Origin of the sequence: Bradyrhizobium sp. SZCCHNS3052 (assembly GCF_032484495.1) — a bacterium.
Lineage (GTDB): Bacteria > Pseudomonadota > Alphaproteobacteria > Rhizobiales > Xanthobacteraceae > Bradyrhizobium.
The window spans coordinates 1-26,592 of record NZ_JAUETB010000021.1 but is presented as its reverse complement, the minus strand read 5'-3'; the positions used below and the strand labels follow the sequence as shown (position 1 = coordinate 26,592).

The following is a 26,592-nucleotide window of genomic DNA, read 5'->3' as shown; positions in this document are numbered from 1 at the left end:
GGGCCATGACGTCATTGATGAGCATCGCCGGTCCGCTGTTGATGGGCGCCGTGTTCGGCTATCTCCTGCAGCAGGGCAAGGTCACGAGCTGCAACGTGATCGAGAACCAGTTCCGGCTGCGCGACTTCACCGTGCTGAAGGTGATGGGCACGGCGATCGTGGTCGGCGGCATCGGCGTTCTGCTGCTGGTCGATACCGGCAACACCAAGTATTACGTCAAGGACGCCAACATGCTTGCGGTCGCGCTCGGCGCGGCGCTGTTCGGCGTCGGCATGGTGGTTTACGGCTACTGCCCGGGCACTGCGCTCGGCGCCATTGCCAGCGGCAGCGTTCATGCTGCAGTGGGCGCTTTCGGCATGATCGTCGGGGCGATCCTCTATGCGCTGAGCTTCGACTGGGTGAAGGCCCATGTCCTGAATGTTTGGGCGCTCGGCAAGGTGCGGCTGCCCGACATCACCGGCGTGCCGGATGGCGTCTGGTTCGCCGCGCTCGCGATCGGTGCAGGTGCGTTCTTCTTCTGGGTCGAAGCGTCCGCGGCCAAGGCGAAGCGGACACAGGGCTAGGCTGAGTCGCCCGAGTGCCCCTATGTCAAACAGTGAGAGGTTCCTCCCATGCTATCAGGACTGTTCAGCAGGTTGACCGGGTCGACCAGCGTGCCGGCGATCGAGCATGATGAGCTGGTGCGGGCGCATCAGCAGCGGAGCTGCGTCATCGTCGACGTGCGCGAGCCGCATGAGTTCAAGGGCGGCCACATCCCCGGCGCCGTCAATCACCCGCTGTCGCGTTTCGACCCGGGCAGCCTCGTGCACGACAAGCCGGTGGTTCTGATCTGCCAGGCCGGCGGCCGCTCGGCCACCGCCCTGCGGCGGGCGCTGTCGGCCGGGCGGCAGGATATCCGCCACTATGCCGGCGGCATGAGCGGCTGGCGGGCGCGCGGCGGTCCTGTCGCCTGAACGCGCCCTGCCGGACAGGTCGGACGCTCTGCTCTGTCAGCATGTTCCGACGGGACTTGTGAAGGGTTGAGGTGAAGTGATCTGCAACCAGCATGGATTGCGGCAGGTTAAGAGCAGAGTGTGCGGCGGAAGGCTCCGATAGCCGTTCCCGCCCCGCAGCAGCTAATTTGTTGTTGGTCCAGTCCATTGGTTGACTCGTTCAGGAATAATTAGTTGCAACGCTGCAATACTCGAACACCGGTCGACGTTCGAGGATCGCATGTTGAAGTTTGTTGGCTTGAGAACCCGGCTCACCCTTTCTCTGGTGATCGGTGCGGCAGCGACGGCCCTCTTCGTGCTGCTGGTCGCCATGTGGATCATCGGCGGCATCATCGACCGCGCCAATGAGCGCGAGCTCCACGCCCAATATGACGCCTTCAATTCGCGCCTGCAGCTGGAGGCGACCCGCGCGGAAGCGATGAGTGCGGTGGTCGCCAAGATCCCCGCTGTCCAGGACGCCGTGGCGCAGAACGACCGCGACGCCTTGATGCGGCTGTTCGGCGCGGGCATGGCCAGCCTGAAATCCGATTACGGCGTCGACCAGTTTCAGTTTCACACGCCGCCGGCGATGTCCTTCCTGCGGGTGCACCAGCCGGCCAAGTTCGGCGACGATCTGTCGGGATTCCGCAAGACGGTGGTGGCCGCCAACACCGACCGCAAGCCGATCGTCGGGCTGGAGGGCGGCGTTGCCGGCCTCGGCCTCCGCGGCGTCGTACCGATCGTTTCCGCCGGCAAACATCTGGGCTCGGTCGAGTTCGGCCTGACCTTTGGCCAAAACTTCTTCGACGAGTTCAAGCGCAGCCGGAATGTCGAGGTTGCGTTCCGCCTGGCTGGCGACACCGGCTTCAAGCTGTTCGCGACGACGATCGGGGAGACCTCCTTCTTCGCAAGCGGCGACTATCGGGAGGCATCGGCCGGCAGCTTCCTGTCGCGCCAAGGACAGCTCGAGGGTGTTCCGGTCGTCGCGCTGCTGGGCCCGATCAAGGATTTCTCCGGCAAGCCGATCGGGGCCGTCGAGATCATCATGGACAACAGCGAGTTCATCCAGGCTCGCAATCGCGCCGGGGCGTTGGCGATCGGGATGACGCTGGCCGGCCTCGTGCTGATCGCGCTCGCCGGGCTGCTGATCGCGCGCAGCATCTCCCGCCCGATCGTCCAGATGACGAGCGCCATGCGCGAGCTCGCCGACGGCAACCTGGACGTTCGCGTCCCGGCCGACTGGCGCAAGGACGAGGTCGGACAGATGGCACGCGCCGTTTCGATCTTCAGGGACAACGCCGTCCGGATGAGGGATCTGCAGGCGGAGCAGGAGAAGGCCCAGGCTCGTGCCGAGGAGGACCGGCGCCGCATGCTGATGGAGGTGGCCGATGGCTTCGAGGCCAGCGTCCGCGGCGTCGTCGACGCCGTGTCGGCTGCGGCCATCGAAATGGAGGCGACCGCCCGTTCGATGTCGGTGACGATCGATCAGTCGAAGCAGCAGGCCCTGACGGTATCGCAGGCGTGCGGCTCCGCGTCGGACAATGTCAACACCGTTGCCTCGGCGGCCGAAGAGCTGTCATCCTCGATGAACGAGATCAGCAAGACGCTCGAGCGTGCGTCGTCCGTGGTTCGCAAGGCCGCGGACGAAGGGCAGCAATCCAACGACAAGGTGCAGCGGCTCAACATTGCGGCCAGCAAGATCGGCGAGGTCGTCGCACTCATCACCCAGATCGCCAGCCAGACCAATCTGCTGGCGCTGAATGCGACGATCGAGGCCGCGCGCGCCGGCGAGTCGGGCAGGGGATTCGCCGTCGTCGCCAGCGAGGTGAAGACGCTGGCGACCCAAACGGCCAAGGCGACCGAAGAGATTGGTGCTCAGATCGCCGCGGTTCAGGCCGAAACCGCCGCCGCGGTCCAGAGCATCGGTATGATCTGCACCACGATCCAGGAGGTCGACGAGATCTCGACCATCATCGCCTCATCGATCGCGCAACAGGACGCCGCGACCCGCGAGATCGCCGGCAATGTGAACGTCGTCGCCGGCAAGACCCAGGACGTCACGCGCAACATCGCGGGCGTCACGTCCGGGGTCGTGCAGACCGGCCACGCCGCCAACGAGGTGCTGTCGGCGGCCGGCGAGCTCGCGCAGCAGTCGACCCGGCTGCGTAGCGAGGTCAACCAGTTCCTAGCCCATATCAGGGCGGCCTGACCGGTCGTTGGGTGGCTGAAGTACAAGCTCGCCGACACGCCGATCGCTCCGGCGTATCCGCCACGGGCGCGAGCCGGGGCGGGGGCTCCTGTCCCGTGGCTCATCCCTGCTTCGCGGCCGCCTTCTCGAGCCGCTTCGCCATCACGCGCCAATAGGTGGCCGGCATGAAGCGCTGCAGGAGATCCATGAAGCGCGCATCGCCGCCGATCAGGATGCGGGGCTCATTGCGCTCGATGCCCTCGATGATCCGCGACGCGGCGTCGCGCGGGCTGGTCCTGGCAAGCCGCTCGAACCGCTCGATGGCCTGCACGCGGCGCGCATTGTCGGTCATGCCCTGGCCGGCGCGGGCATTGCGCGCAATCGCCGTGGCGATGCCGCCGGGATGCACGACGGACAGCCGCACGGGACTGCCGGCGGCTGTGAGTTCGTGACGCAGGCTCTCGGAAAATCCCCTTACTGCGAACTTTGCCGCGGCGTAGGCCGATTGGCCGGGCGGAGCGATGATGCCGAAGATCGAGGACAGGTTGACGACGTGCGCTTCGCGCTGGCGCGAAAGATGCGGCAGGAACGCGCGCGTGCCGTGCACGACGCCCCAGAAATTGATGTTGAACAGCCACTCCATCTCCGCCTGATCGATCTCGGCGAAGCTGCCGAACAGTGCCACGCCAGCATTGTTGACGACGATGTTGAGGCCGGGATGCGCGCGGGTTGCGTCTACTGCGAACTGGGTGACTGCAGCCACATCGCTGACGTCCAGCCGGTGCGTGGTCACCTTGCGGCCGCTTGCGGTGAGCTCGGCGGCGAGGCTTGCGAGGCCCGCCTCGTCGCGGTCGGCGAGCGCGAGATCGCAACCGCGGGCCGCCAGCTCCTGCGCCAGCGCACGGCCAATGCCGCTGGCTGCGCCTGTCACGGCGGCAGATGCGCCTCGAATGATCGTCATTGTCGCTTCACTCCCCTGATCGACCGGTTCTGCGTGCCTGTTCCAATTGCAGCTGGGTTTTCTGCCACTTTTTCTGATTGGAACCGAACCATCCGGCCGTTCAGCTTTTAACTCACATTACTTTGCGAGCACACATTCGTGGAGGACCTGCATGGGACAGTCGCAACCTTTTCGCGCCACCGCACTGATCGTGGAAGACGATCTGGCGCAGCGCGAGATGATCACGCTGCTGCTCGAAGAGAGCGAGTACGACGTGATCGCGTGTGAGAGCGCGGAGGCCGCCGAACTCGTCCTGAACAAGCCGGGTCATCGCATCGTGCTGCTGATGACCGACGTCAATCTGGCGGGCCGCATGAACGGGGTCGAGCTTGCCCATCTCGCCAAGGCGCGTCACCCCCACATCAATGTGGTCGTCACTTCTGGCCGGCCGTTGTCGCAGCCGCTGCCGGGCGGCACGAAGTTCTGGAGCAAGCCGTGGGCGCCGCTGGACGTGCTGCGCGAAGCCGAGGTGACGCTCGAGCGCACGCCCGATATCAGGTGAGGCGTGTTGCGTGGCAACCGCCGACCGGTGGAGACGTAGGATCGGCTAGCGGGTCGAGCTGACTGAGAGCCGGGTGGAAGCCGCGCTCCCACCCGGGAAGTGCAACTACTTCTTCTTGGCAGCCTTCTTGGTCTTCTTCGCAGCTTTCTTGGTGGCCTTTGCGGCCTTCTTCGCCTTCTTCGCCATGGAATCCTCGTCAGGAGTTGATGGATTGCAACGCGACTTTGAGGCTTCGCTGGCGCACGCCAGCCATGCATCAGCCTCGGGTGTCGATCCCAGCAGATTCGCGAAGCTCTGCCTCACGCTGTCACCAGCGCGGTTGCGCTTATCCACAGCTCGATGCATTCGCCGGCCAGTTGCGCCGCTGGCGCTCGGGGGCGTGACAAGGTTAGCGGATCGTAAAAGGTGTCTTCATTGATTCAAAACCAAGGCGCAACCTTGGTTGGGCCCTTGAGGAACCGTTAACTGCGCCGCGCCCATGTTGCCTCGAGCAACAGGGTAGCTCATGAGCGCGGCGTTATTGAACATCGAGGACAGGACCTGCGGCGTCCTGCTGTCGGGATGCTGAACGTTCCGACGCTGTGGACCGCCTTCGTGGTCAATTTCCTCGCGTTGGGCCTGATCTGGGCCTACGTGATGCGCAGCTATCCCAATCTGGATTCGGCGCGGTACTGGACGGCATCTGCGTTCATGTGCGCGCCGGCGGCGGCGTTCGCGCTGACGCGGTTCTATTTCGGCTCGTTCGTTCCGCTGCTGGTCGGCGGCTCGCTGATGACCTTCGCGATCTGCCTCGCGGCGATGGGCGTCGAGCGCTTCTATGGCTCCAGGGCGTCGTGGCGGCTGAGCTTGACCGTCGTCGCGATGACCTGCTCGTCGATCGCATTTTTCCAATACGGATACGACCACGGCCCGCTGAGGATCCTGTGCTACTCGATCGGGCAGGCGGTCCCCATGGCGATCATCGCGCGGCTGGTGCTGGATGCGAGGCGCGGGCCCGTCAATCCGGGAGCGCGGCTGGCCGGCCTGCTGTCCGTTCTGATCATCGCGGTGTTTGCCGCGCGCTCGATCGGGGCGTTCATCGGCGCCGATTTCAATTTCAGCCGCTCCACCAGCGGTCAGGCCGCCGCGGTGCTGCTGCTGATCTTCCTGTCGATGTCGCTCAATTTCGGCTTCCTGCTGATGGCGGTGGACCGGCTGCGCAACGAGGTCGCCGACCTCGCGCTGCTCGACGATCTCACCGGCGTCGCCAACCGCCGTCACCTGATGCAGCGCCTGAGCGAGGAATGCGCGCGCGCCGAGCGCTCGCGGCGGCCGTTCGCGCTATTGGTGATCGATCTCGACGGCTTCAAGATCATCAACGACACCCATGGCCATGCTGCCGGCGATGCCTGCCTGCAGCACTTCACGCTGATGGCCCAGACCCGGCTGCGCCCCGGCGACATGCTGGCGCGCACCGGTGGCGACGAATTCTGCATCGTGCTGCCGGCGTCCGCCTTGCGCGAAGGCGCGATGATCGCGCGGCGCATCCTGCAGGTCTGCCGCGACGATGCGGAGGCCTGTGCCGGCGCCGAGGTGCCGATCGAGGTCTCGATCGGCGTCGCCGAATGGACCGAGGATGTCGGCGCCTTCCCCGACCGGCTGATGGCGCGGGCGGACCAGGCGCTCTATGCCGCCAAGAAGGAGGGCAAGAACCGCTATGCCGTCTTCGCCGCCGACCACGAGACGCCGACATTGGCGCCGGACCAGATCGAGCCGATGATGGCGCCGCCGCGTCGGCAGGATGCCGCTGCCGGGTAGCCGGTGCTAACGTTGCCGACCATGAGGCCGGTCCTGTTCTCCCTCCGCGCAGCGCTCGCGCTGCTTCTCGTCGCGCTGCCTCTGCCTGTTGCGGCTGAGGATCTCACGTCGCTCGCCCGTTCGTCCGGCACGCCGGACATCCCGGGACTGAAGATGGTCTGGCTGGCGCCGTGGGGCGATCCGCACCTCGCCCATCCCTGGACCAACATCATCGTCCACCAGACCGAGGGCCCGGCCGGGTCGGCGCGAGCGGGGGCGCTGGCGCAGGCCAAGAATCCGAAACGGCGCGGCGTCACCGTGTGGGTGGAAACCGACGGCACGGTGTATTGGGCGGTGCCGGACACCCTGGTGACCTTGCATGGCGACGGCGCCAACCGCAACGACAGCCGCTATATCGACAACGGCCCCACCTATCGCAAGGTCGTGCGCGACAATTCCATTGGAGTGGAGTTCGCCGGCAACTATCCCGACGTCACCACGCCTCCGACGGACGCCCAGGTCGCCGCCTGGCGCGTGCTCTCGAAGCTGCTTCGGCTGCGCTATGGTATCGCCCGGGAGCGGATCTATGCGCACAACTGGATCGACTACAAGGACGCCCGCTACTGCGAGGGCTGTGCGCTCGCCGAGCTCGCCCGCGCCGCGCCCGACTAACTGCACCTAACAAGAAGCCGGCGTCTCCGCCGGCTCCGATCGCATCCAAAAACCACCTTCAAGCAAGCCGCGCGTCTAGTGCGCGGCCTCCAGGGCCGCCGCTTCCTGCCTGGCGATGGCGCCCTTGACGGCGGACTGCACCTTCTCGAACGCGCGCACCTCGATCTGGCGCACGCGCTCGCGCGACACGCCGAACTCGGCCGCCAGGTCCTCGAGCGTCATCGGCTCGTCGGCCAGGCGCCGCGCCTCGAAGATGCGGCGCTCGCGCGCGTTGAGCACGCCGATCGCGCCGTTCAGCGCCTGCCGCCGGTGGTCGTATTCCTCGTGCTCGGCCATGATGGCTTCCTGGTTGGGCGTATTGTCGACCAGCCAGTCCTGCCATTCGCCCGCTTCGCCGTCGTCGCGGATCGGCGCGTTCAGCGAGGCGTCGCCGCCGAGGCGGCGGTTCATGTCGACCACGTCCTGATCGGTCACGCCGAGGCGCTTCGCGATCAACTTGACCTGATCCGGATGCAGATCGCCTTCATCCAGCGCGTTGATGCGGCTCTTGGCCTTGCGCAGGTTGAAGAACAGCTTTTTCTGGTTCGCGGTGGTGCCCATCTTCACGAGCGACCACGATCTCAGAATGTACTCTTGTATCGACGCCTTGATCCACCACATGGCGTAGGTGGCGAGGCGAAAGCCCTTCTCGGGCTCGAACCTTTTCACCGCCTGCATCAGGCCGACATTGCCTTCCGAAACGACTTCGGATATCGGCAGGCCGTAGCCGCGATAGCCCATGGCGATCTTGGCCACGAGCCTGAGGTGGCTGGTAACGAGTTTATGCGCTGCGTCGCTGTCGTCATGCTCGCGCCAACGCTTGGCGAGCATGTACTCCTCCTGCGGTTCCAGCATCGGGAACTTGCGGATCTCGGCGAGGTAGCGTGAAAGTCCCGATTCTCCGTTGAGAACCGGCAGTGTAGCTGTACGGGCCATCGAGCGCCCTCCAGTTGGTTCAGGCCCCCGATAGCGGCGGGCCAGGCAAAGCGGTCGCTTGGTTAAAGCCGGCCGGTTTGCGACGTTCCATGCGTCGACCATTCGACGCAGGCGCAACATACACCATTTTCGCCCCCCGGTGGAAGGATTCCGGGGGTCACGACCCCGTGTGGCTCCATTAAGTTTTTGACATGCTTGCGTTTTTCTGAAGGTCCTGCGTCATAGCGCCGCTCGCAGGGCCTCCCCCAAAAGAGAAAGATCCTCCGGAAGCTCCGATTCCCAGCGCATTATTTCTCCCGTCCGGGGGTGCTCGATCACCAGCAGATAGGCGTGCAGGGCCTGCCGCCCGAGCGCCGCCAGCGCGTCCCGCGCGGCCGGCGCGAGCTGGTTCGCCTTGGTCTTGAAGTGCGGGCCATAGACGGCATCGCCGAGCAGCGGATGGCCGAGATGGGCCAGATGCACCCGGATCTGGTGGGTGCGCCCGGTCTCGAGATGGCAGGCGATTAGCGACGCCACCGGCTTGCCGTCGCGGCCAGGAAAGCTCTCCTGCACCTCGTAATGGGTGATGGCCTCGCGCCCTTTTGCGCGCACCGCCATCTTGTCGCGGGCATGCGGATGCCGGTCGATCGGCGCATTGATGGTGCCATGCGACCGGTGCGGCACCCCCCACGCGAACGCCAGATAGCCGCGCTCCATCGCGCCGGTGCGGCCGTGGTCGGCGAACTGTGCGCTCAGCGAGGCGTGCGCGTGATCGTTCTTCGCCACCACCATCAGCCCGGTGGTGTCCTTGTCCAGCCGGTGCACGATGCCGGGCCGCTTGACCCCGCCGATCCCGGAAAGACTGGCGCCGCAATGCGCGATCAGCGCGTTCACCAGCGTTCCCGTCTCGTGTCCGGCGGCGGGATGCACAACGAGGCCGGCCGGCTTGTCGATGACGACGATGTCGTCGTCCTCGTAGATGATTTTCAGCGGGATCGCCTCGGCGGCGGGCTCGGCCGGGACGGCCTCCGGCACGTCGATTGTGATCGTGTCGCCGGCGGCGACGTGATAAGCGGGGTCCCGCACCGCCGCCGCGCGGAGCGACACCTGGCCGGCCAGGATCAGCGCCTTCAGCCGCGACCGCGACAGCTCCGGCAGCCTGGCCGCGAGCACGCGATCGAGCCGCGGCGAGCCTTCGTCGCCGGCGACCGTGACCGTCATCAGACCGTGGGATTGTGAAGTCGAGATGTCCATGAATTCTACCGTTGCGCCCGAGCCGTCCTCGCCCGAGCAGGCCCAGCTGATGGCGCGGCTGCGGCGCATGATGATGATCGCGGGCGTGACCACCTCGATCGCGATCGCAGTGCTTCTGGTCGCCATCGGCTACCGCCTTTTCCGCGGCGATGGAAGCACAGCTTCGGGCCCCGACCTCACCGCCATGCTCCCAAAGGGCGCCCGCATCGTCGCCACCGGCACCGCCGGCGACCGCCTGGCGGTGACGCTCGATGTGGGCGGCACCACCGAGATCCGCACCTTCGACGCCAAGACCCTGAAACCCACCGGCCGCCTCCGCTTCGCGGTGGAGCCGTGAGGGCAGGGCGGTTTCGCCCGGCCATTTCGGCCCTTTCTCTTTTTGACTTTGGCCCATCTCCCCGCCCGCGGGCAGTCAGCGCCTCCCCCGCCTGCGGGGGAGGTCGCATCGCATCGAAGATGCGATGCGGGTGGGGGAACTCTCTCCATTGGCACCGGCGACGTGGCGCCCCCACCCCAACCCTCCCCCGCAAGCGGGAGAGGGAGCCCACCGCCGTCGCGGCCGCCTGACTCCATCCCCATTGATGACCACTTCCCTCACCACCCGGGCAGTGAACTCCCCTCCCCCTTGCGGGGAGGGGTCGGGGGTGGGGGTCCCCACGGGGACTCTCTCCTCCGCCCGCCCCCACAAATTCTGCATCCCCCGTCTTGCGGCGCGGCGATTTCGAGGCTATGCGGTTCACCTCACGCTCCCTTCGTCTAGCGGTTAGGACGCGGCCCTCTCAAGGCTGAAACAGGGGTTCGATTCCCCTAGGGAGCGCCAATATAATCAATGACTTGCCTGGATTCCACGAAAGTCGTCGAATATCCGTGGAATAAGCGTTCGCGGACAACGGCGGACTTTCCGCATGCTGTCCGTCGGGGGCAGAGGTCCCCACGCCGGATGCGTCCAAAGCGATAGTGGCGACAGTTGCTGTCGAGCAGCGCTTGTCACATCATACGGTGCAGGCTGCCCTGACTGCGGCTGTCCAAGTATATGGACTTGGGTAGGCGGTCGTCCGGCTTATAACCTGAAGGTCATAGGTTCAAATCCTGCTCCCGCAACCTACGCAGCGAGTGCGAGGAAGCCTATCGATACCGGAATTTGATTCCATCGAAATCGGCCGCTCCAGCCCTCTTCAGTGTGAGGTTGAACACGACGAGGGAAATCACGCCTGTCTTCCTCGGCGCTGACCATCGTTCGAAATGGACGACATCTTCATCAGGCCAAGTACCCAACACGCAGCCTAATACGAGAGAATTGACGTGAATCCCTAAGGGGATTACGCTAATCCGCGTATTAGCGTCTTGAAGCGCATCGCTGCGCAAAAGGGAGTGTTATGGCGACTGAGAAGACTTTCGGCGGGGCCATCGCCGAGGCTCGAAAGGCAAAGAGCTGGAGCTTAAAAGATCTAGCATCGCGGATTTTGCGCGAAGATGAGGAGCCTATCTCACCGCAATATCTGAACGACATTGAACACGATCGCCGCAGCCCATCTTCTGATCGCATGGTGCAGCAGTTCGCTGACGTGCTCGGTATCAATCGCGATTGGCTCTACTACTTAGCGGGACGGTTTCCTGAGGATGTCCGAGTCCGCAACCTCACAGAAAAAGAAGTAACCGACGCGATGCTTGCTTTCCGAGGTGGGCCGCCCAAAGGAAGGACGCGGCGCTAGGGTGCGATACGTTCCGGACAAGACTGGCAGATTTTCCCAGCGCCCGCACTTCAAGCCGCAGGAGCTTGATCGGGAGTGCGAGAGTATCGTTGCCTGCTTTCTGAAGGAGCGTCGTGGGGAAGTCAGCTATCCCATTTCGACGGATGAATTAACAGTGCTGATCGAGCGCGACACGGAGTCCCTCGATCAATTCGCCGATCTTTCGGAGTACGGCCCCAATGTCGAGGGGCTGACCCTCTTTCAGCCCGGCCGTAAGCCGCAGGTCAAAATCTCGGCTCGTCTGGCAGAGGACGAACGTCGGCAAAATCGCCTTCGTACGACCTTGGCCCATGAGTACGGGCATGTCCGCTTTCATGCCATTCTCTGGGATATGGAGCCTCCCAGCGCCGATCTACTAAGGCGCAAACCTACCGCCAACATGCAAATCTGCTACCGCGATACCATGCTGGATGCCGCCCAAACGGATTGGATGGAATGGCAAGCAGGATATGCGAGCGGTGCGTTCCTGATGCCAGCATCGGCGCTTCGGCAGCTCATCAGGTCGTACATGGAACGGCACGGACTGTTCGGAGTCGTTGGCGAACGCGATCCTCACGGACATGACCTGATTGATATCGTGAGGGGTGGGTTCGAGGTTTCGGGCGACGCGGCCCGTATCCGCCTCCTCAAGCTTGGAATTCTCGGCCCGACAGGCGCCGGTCCCTCACTTTTCAGCTGGTAATCCACAGGCACCAGAGCCCAGCATCCCACGGGTTGTACTTGCTCCGCTCCCGTGATACGCTTTTTAGCAGATCGGCGGATATGCTGTCGAGCTGAGAAAGGCAATATTGATGTCAAAGCACTGCAAAAGCGGACTTGATGACCGTTGTCGTGACCGAGATGGCGAGATTCGCCAGAAGCGCGGCGACACCCTGATCGGAACATTGCGCAAGACTTACGGGGATGATTTTGCGCCCGGCGTTCGCAGCGACATGCGGCTCGACACGCTGCGCGATCGCATGGGCGCTTCGCTTTCCAAGATTCTCAAGGGAGATTGAGTATGTCGGACCACCAGCACGAAGTGCGTATCCACATCGATCAGAAGCAGCTGCACTCGCCGAACCCGACGTCGGGGGCAGATTTTTACGAACTCGGGCATGTGCCGGAAGGCAAGGTGCTCTACAAGGAGGTTGAAGGCGACCAGGAAGACGGGCTCGTGCGGATCGACGGCCCGACGATCCATCTAACAGATGACGAGCACTTCCATACCGGTGACGCTCCCGAGAAGCACTACATCATCATCGTCAATACCGATCCCGTCGTAATCGACCATGACGTTCTGACGTTCGATGAACTCGTCAAGATCGCGTTCCCAGTTCCGCCGACCGGCACGGACCCGGAATTCACGGTGAGCTTTGAACACGCCAAGAGCATCCCGCATCACGGCGACCTCCCTCAGGGCGGGTCCGTCACGGTCAAGAAACACGGTACCATCTTCGATGTCGATCATACCAATCGATCGTAGCCCTGACCTGCAGCGGCTACGCAAGGACGGCTACAACGTTCTCGTGACGAACGCCGGCAATCTGGTTGTTCAAGACGTGCCCTACGTCAACAACAAGCGCGAGATCGTCATTGGCGCGCTCGCGTCGAATCTCGATCTTGCGGGCGATATCACCGCGCAGCCGCAGGACCACACGGCCAAATTCGTGGGCGAATATCCCTGCGACAGCCAAGGGAATACGTTGACTGTCCTTCAGCATATCAGCGGGTCATTCGACCTTGGCAGCGGATTTATTGCCCAACACTCATTCTCCCGAAAGCCGGCGTGCGGGCATTACGAGAATTACTATGACAAGATGACGGCTTATATCGCGCTTCTCGGCAAGCACGTCGCGGCAATAGACCCCTTGGCCACGGCCAAGACACACAGGGTCATTGAGCCCGAGGACGACAACTCACCCTTCAATTATCTTGATACAGCGTCGGCACGGGCAGAAATCAATACAATTACCGCGAGGCTCGCTGAGGATGCGATCGCAATTGTGGGGATTGGCGGGACCGGTTCTTACGTTCTCGACATGGTCGCCAAAACGCCTGTCAAAAAGATCCATATCTTTGATGCTGATCGATTTCTGACACACAACGCCTTCCGGGCACCCGGCGCGCCAGCAATCGAAGCGTTGCGGGAACAGCCTCTTAAAGTGGAATATTTTGCGTCGATCTATGCCCATATGCATCGTGGAATCGTCCCGCATCCCGTCCTTATTGATGCGACGAATCTCGACGAGTTAAGCGGCATGTCGTTCGTCTTCCTCTGCATGGAAGGCGGAGCCGCCAAGCGCGCAATCGTGGACAAGCTTGAGGCGCTGGGGATACCGTTCGCCGATGTCGGAATGGGCCTCTATGCCAAGCGCAATTCCCTTGGCGGCATGCTACGTAGTGTCATCAGCCTTCCCGATGGTCGCGAAAGCGCTCGGGCTCGAATCTCCTTTGCGACCGACGATGCAAACAACGAATACGACAAGAACATCCAGGTTGCCGATCTCAACTCGCTCAATGCTTGCCTCGGCGTGATTGCCTGGAAGAAACTGCGCGGCTTTTACTTCGATTTAGGTAAAGAGCGATTTGTCTCTTATACAATTGCAAATAGCCTGCTCGCCAAGGGCGATACCGTATGAACAAGATTGACTCCATCCGCCCCGAATTCGTCGATCGGATACCGAAAGTCCTCGACAATGGAGTTGTCTACATCTCGCGGAAGTACGAAACGGCGGCCCATAGCTGCTGTTGCGGATGCGGCACCAAAATTGTGACTCCTCTTAAGCCGGGCCGCTGGCGATTGGAGACGCTGGGCGACTCCATCAGTATCTATCCATCAATCGGTAATTGGAGCGCTGGCTGCCAGTCTCACTACTGGATCAGGGGCAATCGTATAGATTGGGCGCTTGGCTTTACGCCTGCTCGGATCGCCGCGAACCGGGCAGGTGACCGGCGCGTACGGCAACAGGCGCACACCGAGCGCTACCTGAGAGAGCGGGGCTTCTGGGGCCGTTTTTGGGACGGTATCCGGGGCGTTTGGCAAGCGTTCAATGGCTGGTTTTGACGTCGTAAAGGAAACTTGCAGCCGGGCCTGAAATGCCCTGAAAACCATCCGACGACAATTGCCGGGTGCGAGGAACCGGCTTCCAACGGCAGGTTTGGCCGTGCGCGCCGACTTGCGTCAGCCTTGAGTTGCGATTGCCTGATATTCGCGCAAGTATTAGAAAAATTTGGCCGCTTATCGATTCTTCCCGGTATTCATGACAGCTTATTCGCCCCAACAGGGCACTCTCTTCGCCCCTCGGCAACTCTCGAAGGACGCTCTTGCGCGATTGCTCGAGACAGTCTGCGTCCGTATGACCCGTACCGCGCCTTCAGGATCGGCGGATTGTCCGGCCTGCCGCAATGCACATGGTCAGTCCGTTCCTGCCAGGCCGGAGGAGTGAATGACGACTCTTGATAATCCTATTCTCAATAGCCCGTTTGGGTACCCATCGCGCCATTGGGCGTTAGACGATGCGGGTAAACCGACAGGCGCAATAAAAGAGGAGCGGCGAAGATCCGAATACATCGTCCCAATCGCCACGTCCAAAAGAAAGGCAGGCGGTCAGGAAGAATTGGTGTTCGCCGACATCGAAGGGGCGTCAGCCACTCGGGCAAATGACACTGTCAATGAAATCCGGGCAAGCGTCGATGCCTGGAGGAATTTATCCACTATCCCGACCGGGGTTACCCATGAAACCGCACGCCTCATCATGCACTGGCGTGACAAGGCGCGTGAGCGACCGCTGTTCTTCTGTCAGGTCGAGGCCGCAGAAACTATTATCTGGCTCGCAGAGGTCGCCGCAAAAAGCGCCCGATATTCCCGCTTCCTGGACATCGTGAAAGACCGTTGCGAGGATGCCAACCCCGGTCTTCTCCGCTTGGCGATGAAACTTGCAACGGGCGCCGGTAAGACGACGGTGATCGCAATGTTGATTGCATGGCACGCGATCAATAAGGCGCGTCGTCCCAATTCAAAAGTTTTCTCGGATGCATTCCTTATCGTCTCCCCTGGCATAACGATCCGTGATCGGTTGCGCGTACTCATGCCGGAGGCGCCAGACTCGATCTATGATCGCCTCTCGATCGTTCCTCGCGACATGATTGATGATCTGAAGAAGGCCCGGATCGTCATTACCAACTTCCACGCTTTTCAAAAGCGCACAAAGACCGATATCGCCAAGGGCACGCGTGAGGTGCTGCGCGGTCGCGAGGATCAGGCGTCCTTCGACGAGCGTTTCCTCGAAACCGACGGCGAAATGCTCCAACGCGTAATGCAGCCGCTGTTGGGGCGTAACGGCATTATTGTCATCAATGACGAGGCACATCACTGTTACGAGGCGCGTTCTGGCGGCGAAGAGGTTGTCATGCGAGCCGAAGAAGAGACAGCCTCAGAGGCCAGGGCCGAAGCTGAAAGCAACAGGAAGGCTGCCCGCGTTTGGATCAATGGTATTCGGACGGTTGCGAAGCTGATCGGCGTGAAGGTTGTCTACGATCTTTCCGCGACGCCCTTCTTCCTCCGCGGCTCGGGGTTTCGCGAAGGTGAGCTGTTCGGCTGGGTCGTATCTGATTTTTCCCTAATGGACGCGATAGAGTCCGGCATCGTCAAGGTTCCACGTGTGCCGACCCATGATGATGTGGTGGCGCGCCAAGAGCCCATCTTCCGTCATGTTTACAAACATGTTCGCGAGAAGCTGCCTAAGAAAGGGCGCGCCAAGCAGAAGGACATTAGCCCCGACGAGCTGCCTCCCACTCTGGAAGCAGCTTTGAAAGCACTCTACCGCGACTATGACCAGCGATATCAGGAATGGATGTCCAAGGGAGCGGAAACGCCGCCCGTGTTTATCGTTGTGGCCAACAACACGGCCACATCAAAGCTGATCTACGACTGGATTGCAGGTTGGTGTGAGAATCCAGATGAAGAGGAGATCGCCAAACAAAAATGGAAGACCGGCAATCTCCCGCTGTTTCGCAATGTCGAAGGTGGCAAGCCGATCGATCGGCCTCGCACAATCTTAATCGACTCCGAGCAGCTTGATTCCGGCGAGGCGATTTCTGCCGACTTTAAGAAGATCGCCGGTGCTGAGATCGACGCATTCAAGAAAGAGCTGCGGCAGCGCGACCGGTCCCGCGACGTCGACAAGATCGACGACGCTGAACTCTTGCGCGAGGTCATGAACACCGTTGGCCGAAAGGGCCGTTTGGGCGAACAGGTCCGTTGCGTTGTTTCTGTTTCGATGCTGACCGAAGGATGGGATGCCAACACAGTCACGCATGTGCTTGGCTGCCGTGCGTTCGGCACTCAGCTTTTGTGTGAGCAGGTCGTCGGGCGCGCGTTGCGCCGCGTGTCTTATGAACCGGATGAGAATGGGATGTTCCGTCCAGAGTATGCTGACGTTCTCGGCGTGCCCTTTACCTTTATGCCGGCTAATTCAGCCAAGGACTTCACGCCACCCAAGCCCCGCACGCGCGTGTTTGCCGATGGAACAAGGCCCGCGCCCGAAATCCGCTTCCCCCGCGTCGACGGCTATCGCGTCACCTTCCCGAAAGGCCGCCTCAGTGCGACCTTCTCGGAAGACAGCCGCTACCGCATTGGGGCGGATGTTCCTATTCCGAAGGAGACCGAGGTAGATCCGCTGATCGGGTTGCAGAATGTCCTCGACCTGTCGGAACTCGATGCAATCCGTCTACAAACTGTTGCCTATATGCTGGCGAAACGTGCCCTCGAAAAATGGGCGCGTATGTCTGAGAACCAAGAGGGCGAGCCTCACTTTCTATTCCCGCAATTCCTGATTATCGCACGGAGATGGCTGGCCGAATGTCTCGAGCTCCGCGACGGCCGAACAGTTGGCTATCTTTCACTCGCTGGCTATCGCGAAGAAGCAGTTCAGCGCATCGTTCGCGCATGCGCCAAGAGTCTTTCAATGGCTGACCGCGAAGATATTCGTCCGGTGATGAATGCTTATAACTCTGACGGGTCGAGCAAGCACATCGACTTCTATACGACTAAAGAGACACTGCTAACGTCAAATCCCGAGAAATGCCAAGTCAACTACGTAGTCTATGACAGCGACTGGGAGGCGGCCTTTGCCGAACGGCTGGAGCGGATCGACCGAGTTCGCGGCTATGTCAAAAACCACGGTCTCGGATTCGAAGTGCCTTATGTCTTCATGGGCGACGAGCGAGCGTATCGCCCCGATTTCATCGTTCATTGGGATGATGGAAATCACGATCCCTTGCGAATGATCGTGGAGATCAAAGGGTTCAGGGGGCCAGACGCACAGGCCAAAAAGGATACTTTGGCTTCACTCTGGGTGCCGGCGGTAAACAATGACGGTCGTTTCGGTCGCTGGGGGCCTCCGGTCGAGATCACCGAGCCGGTCGATATGGATAAAGCTTTTATGAACATGGTGACGGCATTCGAAACGGCTGCCGCCGCCGCGCAGCTTATTTCAAAAGCTGCGTGAGGGGGAACGATGGCTAAGAAACCAAAAAATCCGAATACGATTGCGGTGGAGGCGCTCCGGCATGAAAACGCGAAGCGCCGCAATATCCCAACTATGGAGCTGCAAAGCTTTGTCAACGAAGACGAGGCCCAGCCGGTCAAACTGTCCTTTGATCGCCGCTTCTCGCCTCAGGACTCTCCCAAGCTTTACGCCCGCAACCCCGATCTCGATCCTCAACTGGTGTGGGCGGGGGCGCGCAATAGCGATGGACAAGTACAATTGGCGTGGAAGGGTAAAGATGACGAAGATCGCAGTCCTTTGACCGTCGATGCAGTGCCGATCTATACGGCCGAAAAGATTCATCCGAAGGCGATCATCGACGACATCCTGCGCAGAGCGACGGCCAATAAAAGTACGCCCGACGATCAACCGGACCTTTTTGCTGATTTCAATGGTCTCGACGAAGAGGATCGTCTCGACTTTTATCAGCACGATCAGCACTGGACCAATCGCATGATCCTGGGCGATAGCCTCCAGGTCATGGCGAGCCTTGCAGAAAAGGAAAGCCTACGCGGTAAAGTGCAGTGCGTGTTTATGGATCCGCCTTATGGAATCAAATTCAATTCTAATTGGCAGGTGTCAACTCGCGATCGTGATGTGAAGGACGGGAAGCGCGACTTCGAAAGCCGCGAGCCGGAGGTTGTAAGAGCGTTTCGCGACACCTGGGCGAACGGCATCCACTCGTATCTCGATTACATACGTGACAGAATAGTAGTTGCCAGAGATCTCCTGAATGATTCAGGGAGCATATTCTTCCAAATAGGCGAAGAGAATAACCACCTGATACGCTCCCTTCTTGATGAGGTTTTCGGGGCAAGCAATCACATAACGACCTTCGTCTTTAATAAGACTGCGGGCTCGACCGCCGAGTATGTTCCTGGCGTATACGACGTCATCATTTGGTACGCGAAGGATCGCTCTCGCCTCAAGTACCGGCAGCTTTACCGGCTGAAAAACGTTGGAGGACAGGGATCGTCGGCCTACGGGCGGGCGCTCCTCCCTTCTGGGCGAGTTCGCGCGCTGACAAAGGCGCAAAAAGCGCGCCCCGAGACCATACCGCAGGATTGGCAGATCTTTCGCATTGATAATCTGACTAGCCAGAGCGTGGGACGCGAGAAAGGGGAAGGTGCCGCATCGTGGTTTGGCGTCGACTTTGAAGGTCGCGTCATCAAACCGAGCGAAAAGGTCCGCTGGAAGACAAACGAAACCGGCATGCGTAGACTTCTGCGATCGTCGCGCCTCTCGGCGACGGACGCAGGATTATACTACGTCAGATACATTGATGATTTCCGCGCATTCGCGATTGACAATATCTGGAATGATACCGTTATCGCGGGGTTTGCTTCCGACAAGCAATATGTCGTCGAAACCTCGCCGAAAGTAGTTGAACGCTGCCTGCTGTTCGCGACCGACCCCGGCGATCTTGTTCTCGATCCCACCTGCGGTTCTGGAACGACGGCCTATGTCGCCGAACAATGGGGCAGGCGCTGGATCACAATAGACACGTCACGCGTCGCACTCGCTCTCGCCCGCTCTCGCCTGATGGGAGCACGGTACCCCTTCTATTCTCTCAAGGACAGCGAGGCTGGCTCGAAGGAGGAGGTGCGTCTATCTGGCCTTACATCGAATAGCAGCAAATTCACCAACGATGTATCGCACGGCTTTGTATACGAGCGTGTCCCGCACATCACATTGAAGTCAATCGCCGGCAACGCCGAAGTCGATCTTATCTGGGAAAAATGGCAGGATACGCTGGAGCCGTTGCGCAAGCAGTTAAACGTTGCCGCCAAGGTCTCTTGGGAGGAATGGCAGATCCCCATCGGCCCAATTTACCCTTGGCAGGAAAAGGCCGCCAAACTGCATACTAAGATCCTCGATCTTCTTGCTGAGCGCGACGATCTGACTGGCGACGAGGAGGCGGACCTGACCAAACATGAGCGGAAGATTGCGAGGGTGCTTAGGGATCTTAATGCGAGCTTGAAGCGCGACTATACGCTGGACAATCTGCCCGAATATCCTGGCGATCCTCTGCCGGCCAAAGCGTTGCCCATCCATCAAGCTTGGTGGGACGCCCGCCGCAAGCGCCAAGCCGAGATCGACGCTTCGATTGCGAGGAACGCTGACATCGAGCTGCTGGCAGATCGTCCGGTTGTGGCAAAGAACGTGGTCCGAGTTGCGGGGCCCTTCACCGTTGATAGCCTGTCACCCCATCGCGTGTTACCAGCTGATGAGGACGACCCATTCTTTATCGCCCAGCTTAACGCCGCAGAAGATGAGGGTGAGTCTATTTCGACCAATCGCTTCGCTGGCCGGTCGCGCGAGGACGTCGCTGCAGAGAGTGACGATTTCGTCCGGGTTGTTCTCGACAACCTCAAAACGGCCGGTGTCGGTAATACCAAAAGAAACGAACGCCTTCGCTTCACAGGTTTGCGTCCCTTCCCCGGCAGATACCTTAGTGCCGAGGGACGATATACCGAGGGCGAAACCGAGGGAGCACCGGAACGAAAAGCTGCGATATTCATCGGCCCGGAGTATGGAACTGTTACTCGCGCGATGGTCCTATCAGCCGCTCGCGAGGCTGCCGATCTGTTTGACGTCCTTGTGGTTTGCGGATTTGCCTTTGAAGCACATGCATCGGCCGACACGATGAATCTCGGGCGCCTCACCGTGCTCAAGGTAAACATGAATCAAGATCTGCGCATGGGTGACCGCCTCAAGTCGGTCGATCAGGGGAACCTGTTTGTTGTCTTTGGTGAACCTGACGTGGACTTCCGCAAGCGGCCCGATGGTAGCTACGAACTCGAAATTCTAGGCGTCGATATTTTTAATCCGAACTCGGGCGAGCAAAAATCTTCGACCAAGGTTGAGGATGACGTAGCCTGCTGGTTCGTTGACGACGATTACAACGAAACGAGCTTTTTTGTTCGTCAGGCTTACTTTCTTGGCGGAAAAGACCCCTATGAGAAGCTTAAGGCAGCTCTTAAGGCCGAAGTCGATGAAGATGCGTGGTCCGTCCTCTACTCGTCAGTCTCCCGGCCTTTCGATCCCCCCTCAACCGGGCAAATCGCCGTCAAGGTCATCAATCATTTCGGCGACGAAGTTATGAAGGTTTACAATATCCGCGACGCGCGGAGGGTAAAATGAGTGGGGCGGGATTTTACGAGAGATTGGAACAGGAGCGACACGACGATCCTCAATTAGTTAGAGTGGTTCTTGATACCGTGGACGAACTTCTCTCCAAGTCTACGGACGAGCGTCGGCCTGGCATGCTGCTCGGCAAGATCCAGTCCGGAAAAACCCGGGCTTTCCTCGGCATCATCGCCGCCGCATTTGATCGCGGCTTCGATGTGGCCGTTGTGTTGACCAAGGGCACAAGAACCCTTTCCCAGCAAACCGTCAGCCGCATTCAAAAGGATTTTCAGACATTTCGCGCCGGTGAAGAACTGGAAGTCTATGACATCATGGCGGTCCCGGACCTCTCGGCGTGGGAGATCGACGAACAGAAGCTTATTTTTGTCGCGAAGAAGGAGGCAAATAATATGAAGCGCCTCCTCAAGCTCTTCCGGGAAACGCACCCCGCCCTTTTATCCAAGCATGTTTTGATAGTCGATGATGAGGCTGATTTCGGTGGCATTCGCTTCACAAAAAAGAAGGGGGAGCCTGACATCGAGCAAGGGCGCATCGCTGGCCGAATTGATGAACTACGCCGCGAATTAACAGGATGCGCCTTTCTCCAGGTAACTGCGACGCCCTATTCTCTCTATCTTCAGCCCGAAGACTACCCCATTCAGCCGGGTGCCAATTTTACCTTTGAGCCTAAGCGGCCAGCTTTCACGAAGCTCGTCCCCATCCACAGCGGCTATGTCGGAGGTGATCACTATTTCGGAGAGCACACCGAAGATGAGGCGGAATATTATCTTTGGCACCCCATCGAGGACAATGAGCTTTTGGCTTTGCGCAAGGAGGATCGGCGGCGTGTTAAGAAGGAGCAGGCCCTTACGCATGCGAACATCGCGGGCATACGACACGCGCTGATTACTTTCGTGACGGCAACCGCCATTCGTCGTCTCCAACAGAAGACGGCAGGGCAGCGGCCAGATCGTTACTCGATGATTGTCCACGTCGAGACATCGCGTACCGCTCACGCCTGGCAGCACACGGTTGTTGGAGAGTTGATCGAGTCAATGCAGGAGGCTCTGGCTCAGGGCTCCCCAATCTTTTCCGAACTTGTGAACGCCGCCATTGATGATTTGGCCCGGTCCCTCAAGTCTGGTGGACGGCAAATGCCGGATCGCAAGACGATCCTGGCTGAAGTGCGCGACTTCTTCCTGAAGGGTGCGGTGGCGACTGAGAAGGTCAATTCGGACAACGAAGTCCAGAAGCTCCTGGACGAGAACGCTGAGTTGAAGTTGCGTACGCCCTGTAATGTCTTTATTGGCGGCCAGATTCTCGACCGCGGCATTACCGTTCCGCACCTGATTAGCTTCTATTACGGCCGATCTCCGAAGAGGATGCAGCAAGATACGGTTCTGCAACACGCCCGTATGTATGGCGCAAGGCCACGAGATGATCTTGCGGTGACGCGATTCTACACAACGGCTCATAACTTTCAGGCGCTTCGCGCGATCCACCAGTTCGATTCCGCCCTGCGTCACGCCTTTGAAACCGGAGCGCACGACCGGGGTGTCGCCTTCATGGTCAAGGATTCCAGCAATCGGGTCATTCCGTGTGCGCCGAACAAAATCCTTGTTTCGGATATCGTTGCACTAAAGCCGGGAGGTGCACACCTGCCGGTGGGCTTTCAAACCAGGGCAAGATCGACGCTGGCACCCATAATGCAGAAGTTGGAGAAATTGATTCCGATTCAGAAGCTAGACTCCGGTCGTCCAATTTCCATTCCAACTGAGACCGCAATCAAAATCATTGACCTGATCGAGGGGTGTTACGAATTCGAGCCAGGTTATGGATTTGACTGGGAAGCCTGCCGGGCAGCCATTGAATACTTTTCAAAAATTGCTTCTCCACCAGCGAACAGAGGCAGCTGCCTGATCTTGGGTGGAACAAATCGCCGTCTAAGCCGCCAGCGCGCCGGAGGCCGCTTCTCCGACGCACCTCATACCATGCAAGACCGCGCCACCGTTCGGTCGATCGTGGGGCACCAGCCAATCCTGGTCCTGTCTCATCAAGAGGGGCGAGAGGTGGATGGTTGGCGGGACGTACCCTTCTGGTGGCCTGTCTTGTTCGCACCCGCCGAGTCGGCGCCGAGTATTTTCGCTTCCACAATGCGAGACAACAGCGTCGAGGAGGATAACGAAGATGAATAAGAGCAGTGCCGTGGCAGTGTATCGAAATCGACGCCGTCCGTCTCGATCAGCGATGATATTGTCGCCTCGGGCCGGAGCGTTCGCATGAATCGAGTGACCTGATCGGCTGGGCGGATAACCCCAAGTCCTCTCCAATCCGGTCCGGTAGCCGCCCGAACCGTCTGGCTTGCGTTGGCTTCGGCGCGACGGTATTGGCCGTTGCTTTTCGTGCCTCCGAAGTCCTTCGACCGCCGCGTCGCCGGTCGTGTCCCTATGCCGCATCAGCTCCGGTCATCATGGCTGTCTCGCGTCGGTGTGTCGGTACTGCCGCGTCCGGCGCGACCTCGAATGGGCTGATCAGCCCGAGGGCCGGCCAAAGCCTCGATCGCCTTCCCGCGACGGCTACGCCGGCTTTTTTCCCCTGCCGCCAAGCGGCGGCATTCCTCGCGGGAAGCCAAAAAAGCCGGCTCTCGCCGTCCTCCGCTTGCGCTTCGGGCCTGACGGCTGCGGGCCGATCGCTCCCCGGACCAAGGACCGCCATCGAGGCCGCGATGGGCGCGGCCCGAGCAAACAGACGGAGACCACCATGGCAACCATCGGCACCTTCACCGCGTCGGACAACGGCTACACCGGATCGATCAAGACGCTGACGCTCAACATCAAGGCCAAGTTCGTCGCGACCGAAAAGGACAACGACAAGGCGCCGGACTACCGCATCTTCGCCGCCACGGTGGAGTTCGGCGCGGCTTGGAAGAGGACCGCCCGCGACAGCGATCGGGAATATCTCTCGGTCAAGCTCGACGATCCGAGCTTCCCGGCGCCGATCTACGCATCGCTGGTGAAGGTCGACGGTGACGACGGTTTTACGCTGATCTGGTCGCGCCGCAGCGGCGACTGATCCATCGCTGGATCGTCCGCCCCGCCTCTTCGAAGGCGGGGCTTTTGCATATTCATTGCTGTTAGCAAGGAAGGCCAAAGGCTCTTTTTCTGAAGAGGGATTGCTAAGGGCTCCGCCCTCGCGCGGGCAAGGGTGAAGCACGACAACGTGCCGGCCGGAGCGGTCTCCCCGGTCTTCCGCGCCTCTCACTGATGCCAAGAGTCTCGCACTGAAACGGCGCTTGCAGACGCGCACGGATCTCGCGCGCCCTTGTCAGGCGGGTGATCCCCCTCCACTCCGGCCGCCCTTGCCCTTGCTACCCCAGGTCTCGCCGACGGGCAGGGTTGCAGCGCAGCGCTGCGCTTCAACCTCAGACCCGAAGGAGAAAACAATCATGACCATGATGACTTTGTCGCAAGGCCAGCAACCTGTTTCCGGCGGCTTTCGCGTGGACGTATCGCGCGGCCAGCGCATCGGCCGGGTTTCGTCGGAGTGGTTTGCGCGTCCCGATGACGAGCGCTACCTCAACCTGCCGGACCTCTATGACGCCGTGCGCAGCCGGGCAGAGTGCGCCGAGGTGCGCACCGTGGAAAGCGCGTCCATCCGCGTCGAAGCTGCCCGTGAGAATGCCGAGCGGCTGGCCCTGATCGTTCCCGGCCGTGACGAACCCGTGGCGCCGACGCATTGGAGTTTTGGGCAGTTATGCACGCTGGTTGGCGCGCCAAGCGCCTATCTGCGGCAGCTGCCTGCAGCCTTGTCAGCAATCAATCTGCAACATGGGTTGCTGTCGCACCGCGCCGAGCTGATCAAAACCCTGGAAACCGACAGCGGCCGGATCGAGCTTCGCGCTGTCACCGGACCGGATTACGGCCGCATCTGGGATCACGAACTGGTTGCGGCCGTCATGCAGATCGCCGGCAATGGCACCAGTGACACACGATGGAAAGTACCGGGCGTGCTCGACTGGTCGAGCATGACTCATAACCCGTTTGTGGATGTGACCAAGGACATCACTACGCTCTACGCCAGTGACCGCGACGTGTTCCTGTTTTTGGTCGACGACACCAATCCGATCGAAGCGGGACGGCTGCCTGACGGTTCGCCGGACGTCTACTTCCGGGGCTTCTATTGCTGGAACTCCGAGGTCGGCAGCAAGACCCTCGGCATTGCGAGATTCTATCTGCGTGCCGTCTGCATGAACCGGAACCTCTGGGGCGTGGAGAATTTCGAGCAGATCACGATCCGGCATTCGAAGTTTGCCGCGCAGCGCTTTGCGCATGAGGCCGCACCGGCGCTGACGAGCTTTGCCAACTCCTCCCCCGCGCCATTCGTCGCCGGCGTTGCAGCTGCACGGCAGCGGGTTGTCGCCCGCACGGATGAGGATCGGGAGAGCTTTTTGCGCAAGAGCGGTTTGTCCAAAGCCGAAACGTCGAAGGTAATTGAAGCCGTTCTCGGCGAAGAGAATCGCAAACCGGAGAGCATTTTCGACTTCGTGCAGGGCATCACGGCGGTCGCGCGCAACAAGGCGCATCAGGACGCCAGGCTGGAGCTCGAATGCAAGGCCAGGCGCCTGATGGAGCGCGCCATCTGAACAACGGCCGCGCAGCCGGGGTGACATCGGTTGCGCGGCCGTCTGTAGCCCCGATCTGCAGCGTCGCCGCCTGGGCAGGCTCGACCGGCGGGGCAGCTGCGCGCAAACGGCCGGAGCTCGCCGGGCCTCCGGCCCGGCTCACGTCAGAAGAAGAATCCAACAGTGGATCACAAGTACGACCTCCAAATGGGGCGGACGAATCCGTCCGTCGTCTTTGAATTACGCGGGTTGCGCTATCTCACAAGATCGTCGGCTGTCGCGACTTCACGACGTCAAGCGATGGCTAGGACGTCGGCCTGCAGTGACGTTGCTGACGCTCACGTCCCGCTGAGAGCCTGCCGAACATACGACACTCGTTTGCAGTGGCTACGAAGAAAGTCAGTCGCAGCGCTGGCGTGGACGCGCTTGGAAATGGCTTCAACCTTGATCCTGCGAGCGCTGCATCTCTTTGGACCAACGTTGTCAGATTGGCCATGATCGACATCGGCCTGCGCCAGCAAGTGTATTCAGTCTGCAGCCGGACGGCCGAGAGATCGTCGGACGTGCAGCCGTCGAAGGGAACTTCGCTTCATTGTTCTGCACATAAACGGCACGAATTCCGAACTTGGACCGCAGCTCGTTGGCTGCATCGCAGTGGCCTGATCGACACTCCGATCGCAAGACCTATGCGACGTAGCGGCTGAGATAGGGCTGATCCACAAGCCTCGGAAGAAGACGAGAAGCCAAGCAAAGGCTCAAGGAAGGAAGGGAAGGGATTTTTCACACCCTATGCACCTCCGGTGCTGACGCTTCGCGGGTCGCATGCGGCTATCTCATTGGGGTGAACCAAACATTCTCTCTGAAGCGGTGTTTTCACGAGCGGGCGCGAGTGAATACGGCGGTCTTGCCGAACGGTCGACAAATCAAGGCTCGCCAATCACTTGCCGGCGTTTTGGCGCGTGTACGAGCGGAATTTCCCGTCTCACTCTCGATCCATGGTGAGTTTGCTTCGGCTTAGGCCCCAAAGCTGTCGGCTCTCGCGATCTGAATTTGAAGTTTCGCAGATCGCTTCCTGAAGGCTGCAGTTCGATTGCGAAGCGCGCAGTGGCGCGTCCCCAGCCGGTAATCCCGTGCACGATCCAGCGGCCACTGCAGGCCCGGGAAGCTCCGTCCAATTTGTCTTCCCGGCTCTCGGTCAATCCCGCTCGTACTCGCGGTAGCGGAGCTTGATCCTCACGCCAGAC

22 protein-coding genes and 1 tRNA gene are annotated in these 26,592 nt (G+C 60.6%); 19 read left to right on the top strand and 4 right to left on the bottom strand.

Translation table 11 applies throughout. The annotated features are described in order from the left end of the window. Positions 1–5: 5 nt before the first annotated feature. The 3 genes from QX073_RS33675 (at position 6) to QX073_RS33665 (ending at position 3,180) form a co-directional block, all read left to right on the top strand. Positions 6–563 carry a YeeE/YedE thiosulfate transporter family protein gene (locus QX073_RS33675; protein WP_315718301.1) on the top strand — a complete coding sequence of 186 codons (558 nt, stop codon included), beginning with the start codon at positions 6–8 and terminating at the stop codon, positions 561–563. A 48-nt stretch (positions 564–611) separates the two neighbouring features. Next, positions 612–953: a rhodanese-like domain-containing protein gene (locus QX073_RS33670; protein WP_315718300.1), complete on the top strand. Its 342-nt coding sequence runs from the start codon at positions 612–614 to the stop codon at positions 951–953. Positions 954–1,212: 259 nt separating this feature from the next. Then, positions 1,213–3,180, top strand: a complete 1,968-nt coding sequence (locus tag QX073_RS33665; protein WP_316193880.1) for a methyl-accepting chemotaxis protein — start codon at positions 1,213–1,215, stop codon at positions 3,178–3,180. 100 nt (positions 3,181–3,280) lie between these two features. On the opposite strand, the gene QX073_RS33660 is transcribed toward QX073_RS33665, so the two are convergent. Further along, entirely contained in the window at positions 3,281–4,120 is an 840-nt protein-coding gene (locus tag QX073_RS33660) for an SDR family NAD(P)-dependent oxidoreductase (RefSeq protein ID WP_316193881.1), read from the bottom strand. 151 nt (positions 4,121–4,271) lie between these two features. Here QX073_RS33660 and QX073_RS33655 point away from each other — a divergent pair, with 151 nt between their 5' ends. After that, a complete protein-coding gene (locus QX073_RS33655) occupies positions 4,272–4,661 on the top strand; it encodes a response regulator (protein ID WP_315718298.1) in 390 nt (129 codons plus the stop codon). Between the two features lie 105 nt (positions 4,662–4,766). On the opposite strand, the gene QX073_RS33650 is transcribed toward QX073_RS33655, so the two are convergent. Continuing rightward, positions 4,767–4,994 (bottom strand): hypothetical protein, encoded by a 228-nt coding sequence (locus QX073_RS33650; RefSeq protein ID WP_315718297.1) that lies wholly within the window; start codon positions 4,992–4,994, stop codon positions 4,767–4,769. A 228-nt stretch (positions 4,995–5,222) separates the two neighbouring features. Here QX073_RS33650 and QX073_RS33645 point away from each other — a divergent pair, with 228 nt between their 5' ends. Further along, positions 5,223–6,458, top strand: coding sequence for a GGDEF domain-containing protein (locus tag QX073_RS33645; RefSeq protein WP_315718296.1), 1,236 nt, complete (start codon positions 5,223–5,225; stop codon positions 6,456–6,458). Positions 6,459–6,479: 21 nt separating this feature from the next. After that, positions 6,480–7,109 (top strand): peptidoglycan recognition family protein, encoded by a 630-nt coding sequence (locus tag QX073_RS33640; protein ID WP_315718295.1) that lies wholly within the window; start codon positions 6,480–6,482, stop codon positions 7,107–7,109. A 75-nt stretch (positions 7,110–7,184) separates the two neighbouring features. Here QX073_RS33640 and rpoH read toward each other — a convergent pair whose 3' ends face one another. Both rpoH and QX073_RS33630 read right to left on the bottom strand, forming a co-directional pair. Continuing rightward, positions 7,185–8,084, bottom strand: a complete 900-nt coding sequence (rpoH, locus tag QX073_RS33635) for an RNA polymerase sigma factor RpoH (protein WP_315754871.1) — start codon at positions 8,082–8,084, stop codon at positions 7,185–7,187. Positions 8,085–8,303: 219 nt separating this feature from the next. Continuing rightward, on the bottom strand, positions 8,304–9,284 hold the full coding sequence (locus QX073_RS33630; RefSeq protein WP_316227062.1) for an RluA family pseudouridine synthase: 981 nt from the start codon (positions 9,282–9,284) through the stop codon (positions 8,304–8,306). Positions 9,285–9,315: 31 nt separating this feature from the next. On the opposite strand from QX073_RS33630, the gene QX073_RS33625 reads away from it, so the two are divergent. The 13 genes from QX073_RS33625 to QX073_RS33565 all read left to right on the top strand — a co-directional run bounded on the left by QX073_RS33625 (position 9,316) and on the right by QX073_RS33565 (position 25,369). Further along, complete coding sequence (locus QX073_RS33625) at positions 9,316–9,654, top strand: hypothetical protein (protein WP_315718294.1); 339 nt, start codon at positions 9,316–9,318, stop codon at positions 9,652–9,654. A gap of 408 nt (positions 9,655–10,062) precedes the next feature. Further along, positions 10,063–10,137: transfer RNA gene (locus tag QX073_RS33620), tRNA-Glu, on the top strand. Positions 10,138–10,693: 556 nt separating this feature from the next. Further along, positions 10,694–11,029, top strand: a complete 336-nt coding sequence (locus tag QX073_RS33615) for a helix-turn-helix domain-containing protein (protein WP_229194844.1) — start codon at positions 10,694–10,696, stop codon at positions 11,027–11,029. A 1-nt stretch (position 11,030) separates the two neighbouring features. Then, on the top strand, positions 11,031–11,750 hold the full coding sequence (locus QX073_RS33610; protein ID WP_316227061.1) for a hypothetical protein: 720 nt from the start codon (positions 11,031–11,033) through the stop codon (positions 11,748–11,750). A 109-nt stretch (positions 11,751–11,859) separates the two neighbouring features. Then, positions 11,860–12,066, top strand: a complete 207-nt coding sequence (locus tag QX073_RS33605; RefSeq protein WP_316227060.1) for a hypothetical protein — start codon at positions 11,860–11,862, stop codon at positions 12,064–12,066. A gap of 2 nt (positions 12,067–12,068) precedes the next feature. Beyond that, the gene (locus QX073_RS33600) at positions 12,069–12,533 is read left to right on the top strand and encodes a multiubiquitin domain-containing protein (RefSeq protein ID WP_316227059.1); all 465 of its coding nucleotides are present in this window, start codon (positions 12,069–12,071) and stop codon (positions 12,531–12,533) included. Beyond that, complete coding sequence (locus tag QX073_RS33595) at positions 12,508–13,689, top strand: ThiF family adenylyltransferase (protein WP_316227058.1); 1,182 nt, start codon at positions 12,508–12,510, stop codon at positions 13,687–13,689. The genes QX073_RS33600 and QX073_RS33595 overlap by 26 nt, the downstream gene beginning before the upstream one ends. Further along, a complete protein-coding gene (locus QX073_RS33590; protein ID WP_316227057.1) occupies positions 13,686–14,114 on the top strand; it encodes a DUF6527 family protein in 429 nt (142 codons plus the stop codon). The genes QX073_RS33595 and QX073_RS33590 overlap by 4 nt, the downstream gene beginning before the upstream one ends. 382 nt (positions 14,115–14,496) lie before the next feature. Further along, complete coding sequence (locus QX073_RS33585) at positions 14,497–17,559, top strand: BPTD_3080 family restriction endonuclease (RefSeq protein ID WP_316227056.1); 3,063 nt, start codon at positions 14,497–14,499, stop codon at positions 17,557–17,559. Positions 17,560–17,568: 9 nt separating this feature from the next. Further along, positions 17,569–20,742, top strand: a complete 3,174-nt coding sequence (locus QX073_RS33580; protein ID WP_316227055.1) for a site-specific DNA-methyltransferase — start codon at positions 17,569–17,571, stop codon at positions 20,740–20,742. Positions 20,743–20,864: 122 nt separating this feature from the next. After that, a complete protein-coding gene (locus QX073_RS33575) occupies positions 20,865–22,922 on the top strand; it encodes a Z1 domain-containing protein (RefSeq protein WP_316227054.1) in 2,058 nt (685 codons plus the stop codon). Between the two features lie 565 nt (positions 22,923–23,487). After that, positions 23,488–23,799, top strand: a complete 312-nt coding sequence (locus tag QX073_RS33570) for a DUF736 domain-containing protein (protein WP_316227053.1) — start codon at positions 23,488–23,490, stop codon at positions 23,797–23,799. Positions 23,800–24,178: 379 nt separating this feature from the next. After that, positions 24,179–25,369: a DUF932 domain-containing protein gene (locus QX073_RS33565; protein WP_316227063.1), complete on the top strand. Its 1,191-nt coding sequence runs from the start codon at positions 24,179–24,181 to the stop codon at positions 25,367–25,369. Positions 25,370–26,592 lie beyond the last annotated feature (1,223 nt).

Bases quoted from the DNA above. Each gene is read 5' to 3' on its own strand.
- QX073_RS33630 (WP_316227062.1), bottom strand. From the start codon at position 9,284: ATGACGGTCACGGTCGCCGGCGACGAAGGCTCGCCGCGGCTCGATCGC.
- QX073_RS33625 (WP_315718294.1), top strand. From the start codon at position 9,316: ATGAATTCTACCGTTGCGCCCGAGCCGTCCTCGCCCGAGCAGGCCCAG.
- QX073_RS33570 (WP_316227053.1), top strand. From the start codon at position 23,488: ATGGCAACCATCGGCACCTTCACCGCGTCGGACAACGGCTACACCGGA.
- QX073_RS33660 (WP_316193881.1), bottom strand. From the start codon at position 4,120: ATGACGATCATTCGAGGCGCATCTGCCGCCGTGACAGGCGCAGCCAGC.
- QX073_RS33665 (WP_316193880.1), top strand. From the start codon at position 1,213: ATGTTGAAGTTTGTTGGCTTGAGAACCCGGCTCACCCTTTCTCTGGTG.
- QX073_RS33655 (WP_315718298.1), top strand. From the start codon at position 4,272: ATGGGACAGTCGCAACCTTTTCGCGCCACCGCACTGATCGTGGAAGAC.
- QX073_RS33585 (WP_316227056.1), top strand. From the start codon at position 14,497: ATGACGACTCTTGATAATCCTATTCTCAATAGCCCGTTTGGGTACCCA.
- QX073_RS33605 (WP_316227060.1), top strand. From the start codon at position 11,860: ATGTCAAAGCACTGCAAAAGCGGACTTGATGACCGTTGTCGTGACCGA.
- QX073_RS33565 (WP_316227063.1), top strand. From the start codon at position 24,179: ATGATGACTTTGTCGCAAGGCCAGCAACCTGTTTCCGGCGGCTTTCGC.
- QX073_RS33645 (WP_315718296.1), top strand. From the start codon at position 5,223: ATGCTGAACGTTCCGACGCTGTGGACCGCCTTCGTGGTCAATTTCCTC.
- QX073_RS33595 (WP_316227058.1), top strand. From the start codon at position 12,508: ATGTCGATCATACCAATCGATCGTAGCCCTGACCTGCAGCGGCTACGC.
- QX073_RS33575 (WP_316227054.1), top strand. From the start codon at position 20,865: ATGCTGCTCGGCAAGATCCAGTCCGGAAAAACCCGGGCTTTCCTCGGC.
- QX073_RS33670 (WP_315718300.1), top strand. From the start codon at position 612: ATGCTATCAGGACTGTTCAGCAGGTTGACCGGGTCGACCAGCGTGCCG.
- QX073_RS33600 (WP_316227059.1), top strand. From the start codon at position 12,069: ATGTCGGACCACCAGCACGAAGTGCGTATCCACATCGATCAGAAGCAG.
- QX073_RS33580 (WP_316227055.1), top strand. From the start codon at position 17,569: ATGGCTAAGAAACCAAAAAATCCGAATACGATTGCGGTGGAGGCGCTC.
- QX073_RS33590 (WP_316227057.1), top strand. From the start codon at position 13,686: ATGAACAAGATTGACTCCATCCGCCCCGAATTCGTCGATCGGATACCG.
- QX073_RS33640 (WP_315718295.1), top strand. From the start codon at position 6,480: ATGAGGCCGGTCCTGTTCTCCCTCCGCGCAGCGCTCGCGCTGCTTCTC.
- rpoH (WP_315754871.1), bottom strand. From the start codon at position 8,084: ATGGCCCGTACAGCTACACTGCCGGTTCTCAACGGAGAATCGGGACTT.
- QX073_RS33615 (WP_229194844.1), top strand. From the start codon at position 10,694: ATGGCGACTGAGAAGACTTTCGGCGGGGCCATCGCCGAGGCTCGAAAG.
- QX073_RS33675 (WP_315718301.1), top strand. From the start codon at position 6: ATGACGTCATTGATGAGCATCGCCGGTCCGCTGTTGATGGGCGCCGTG.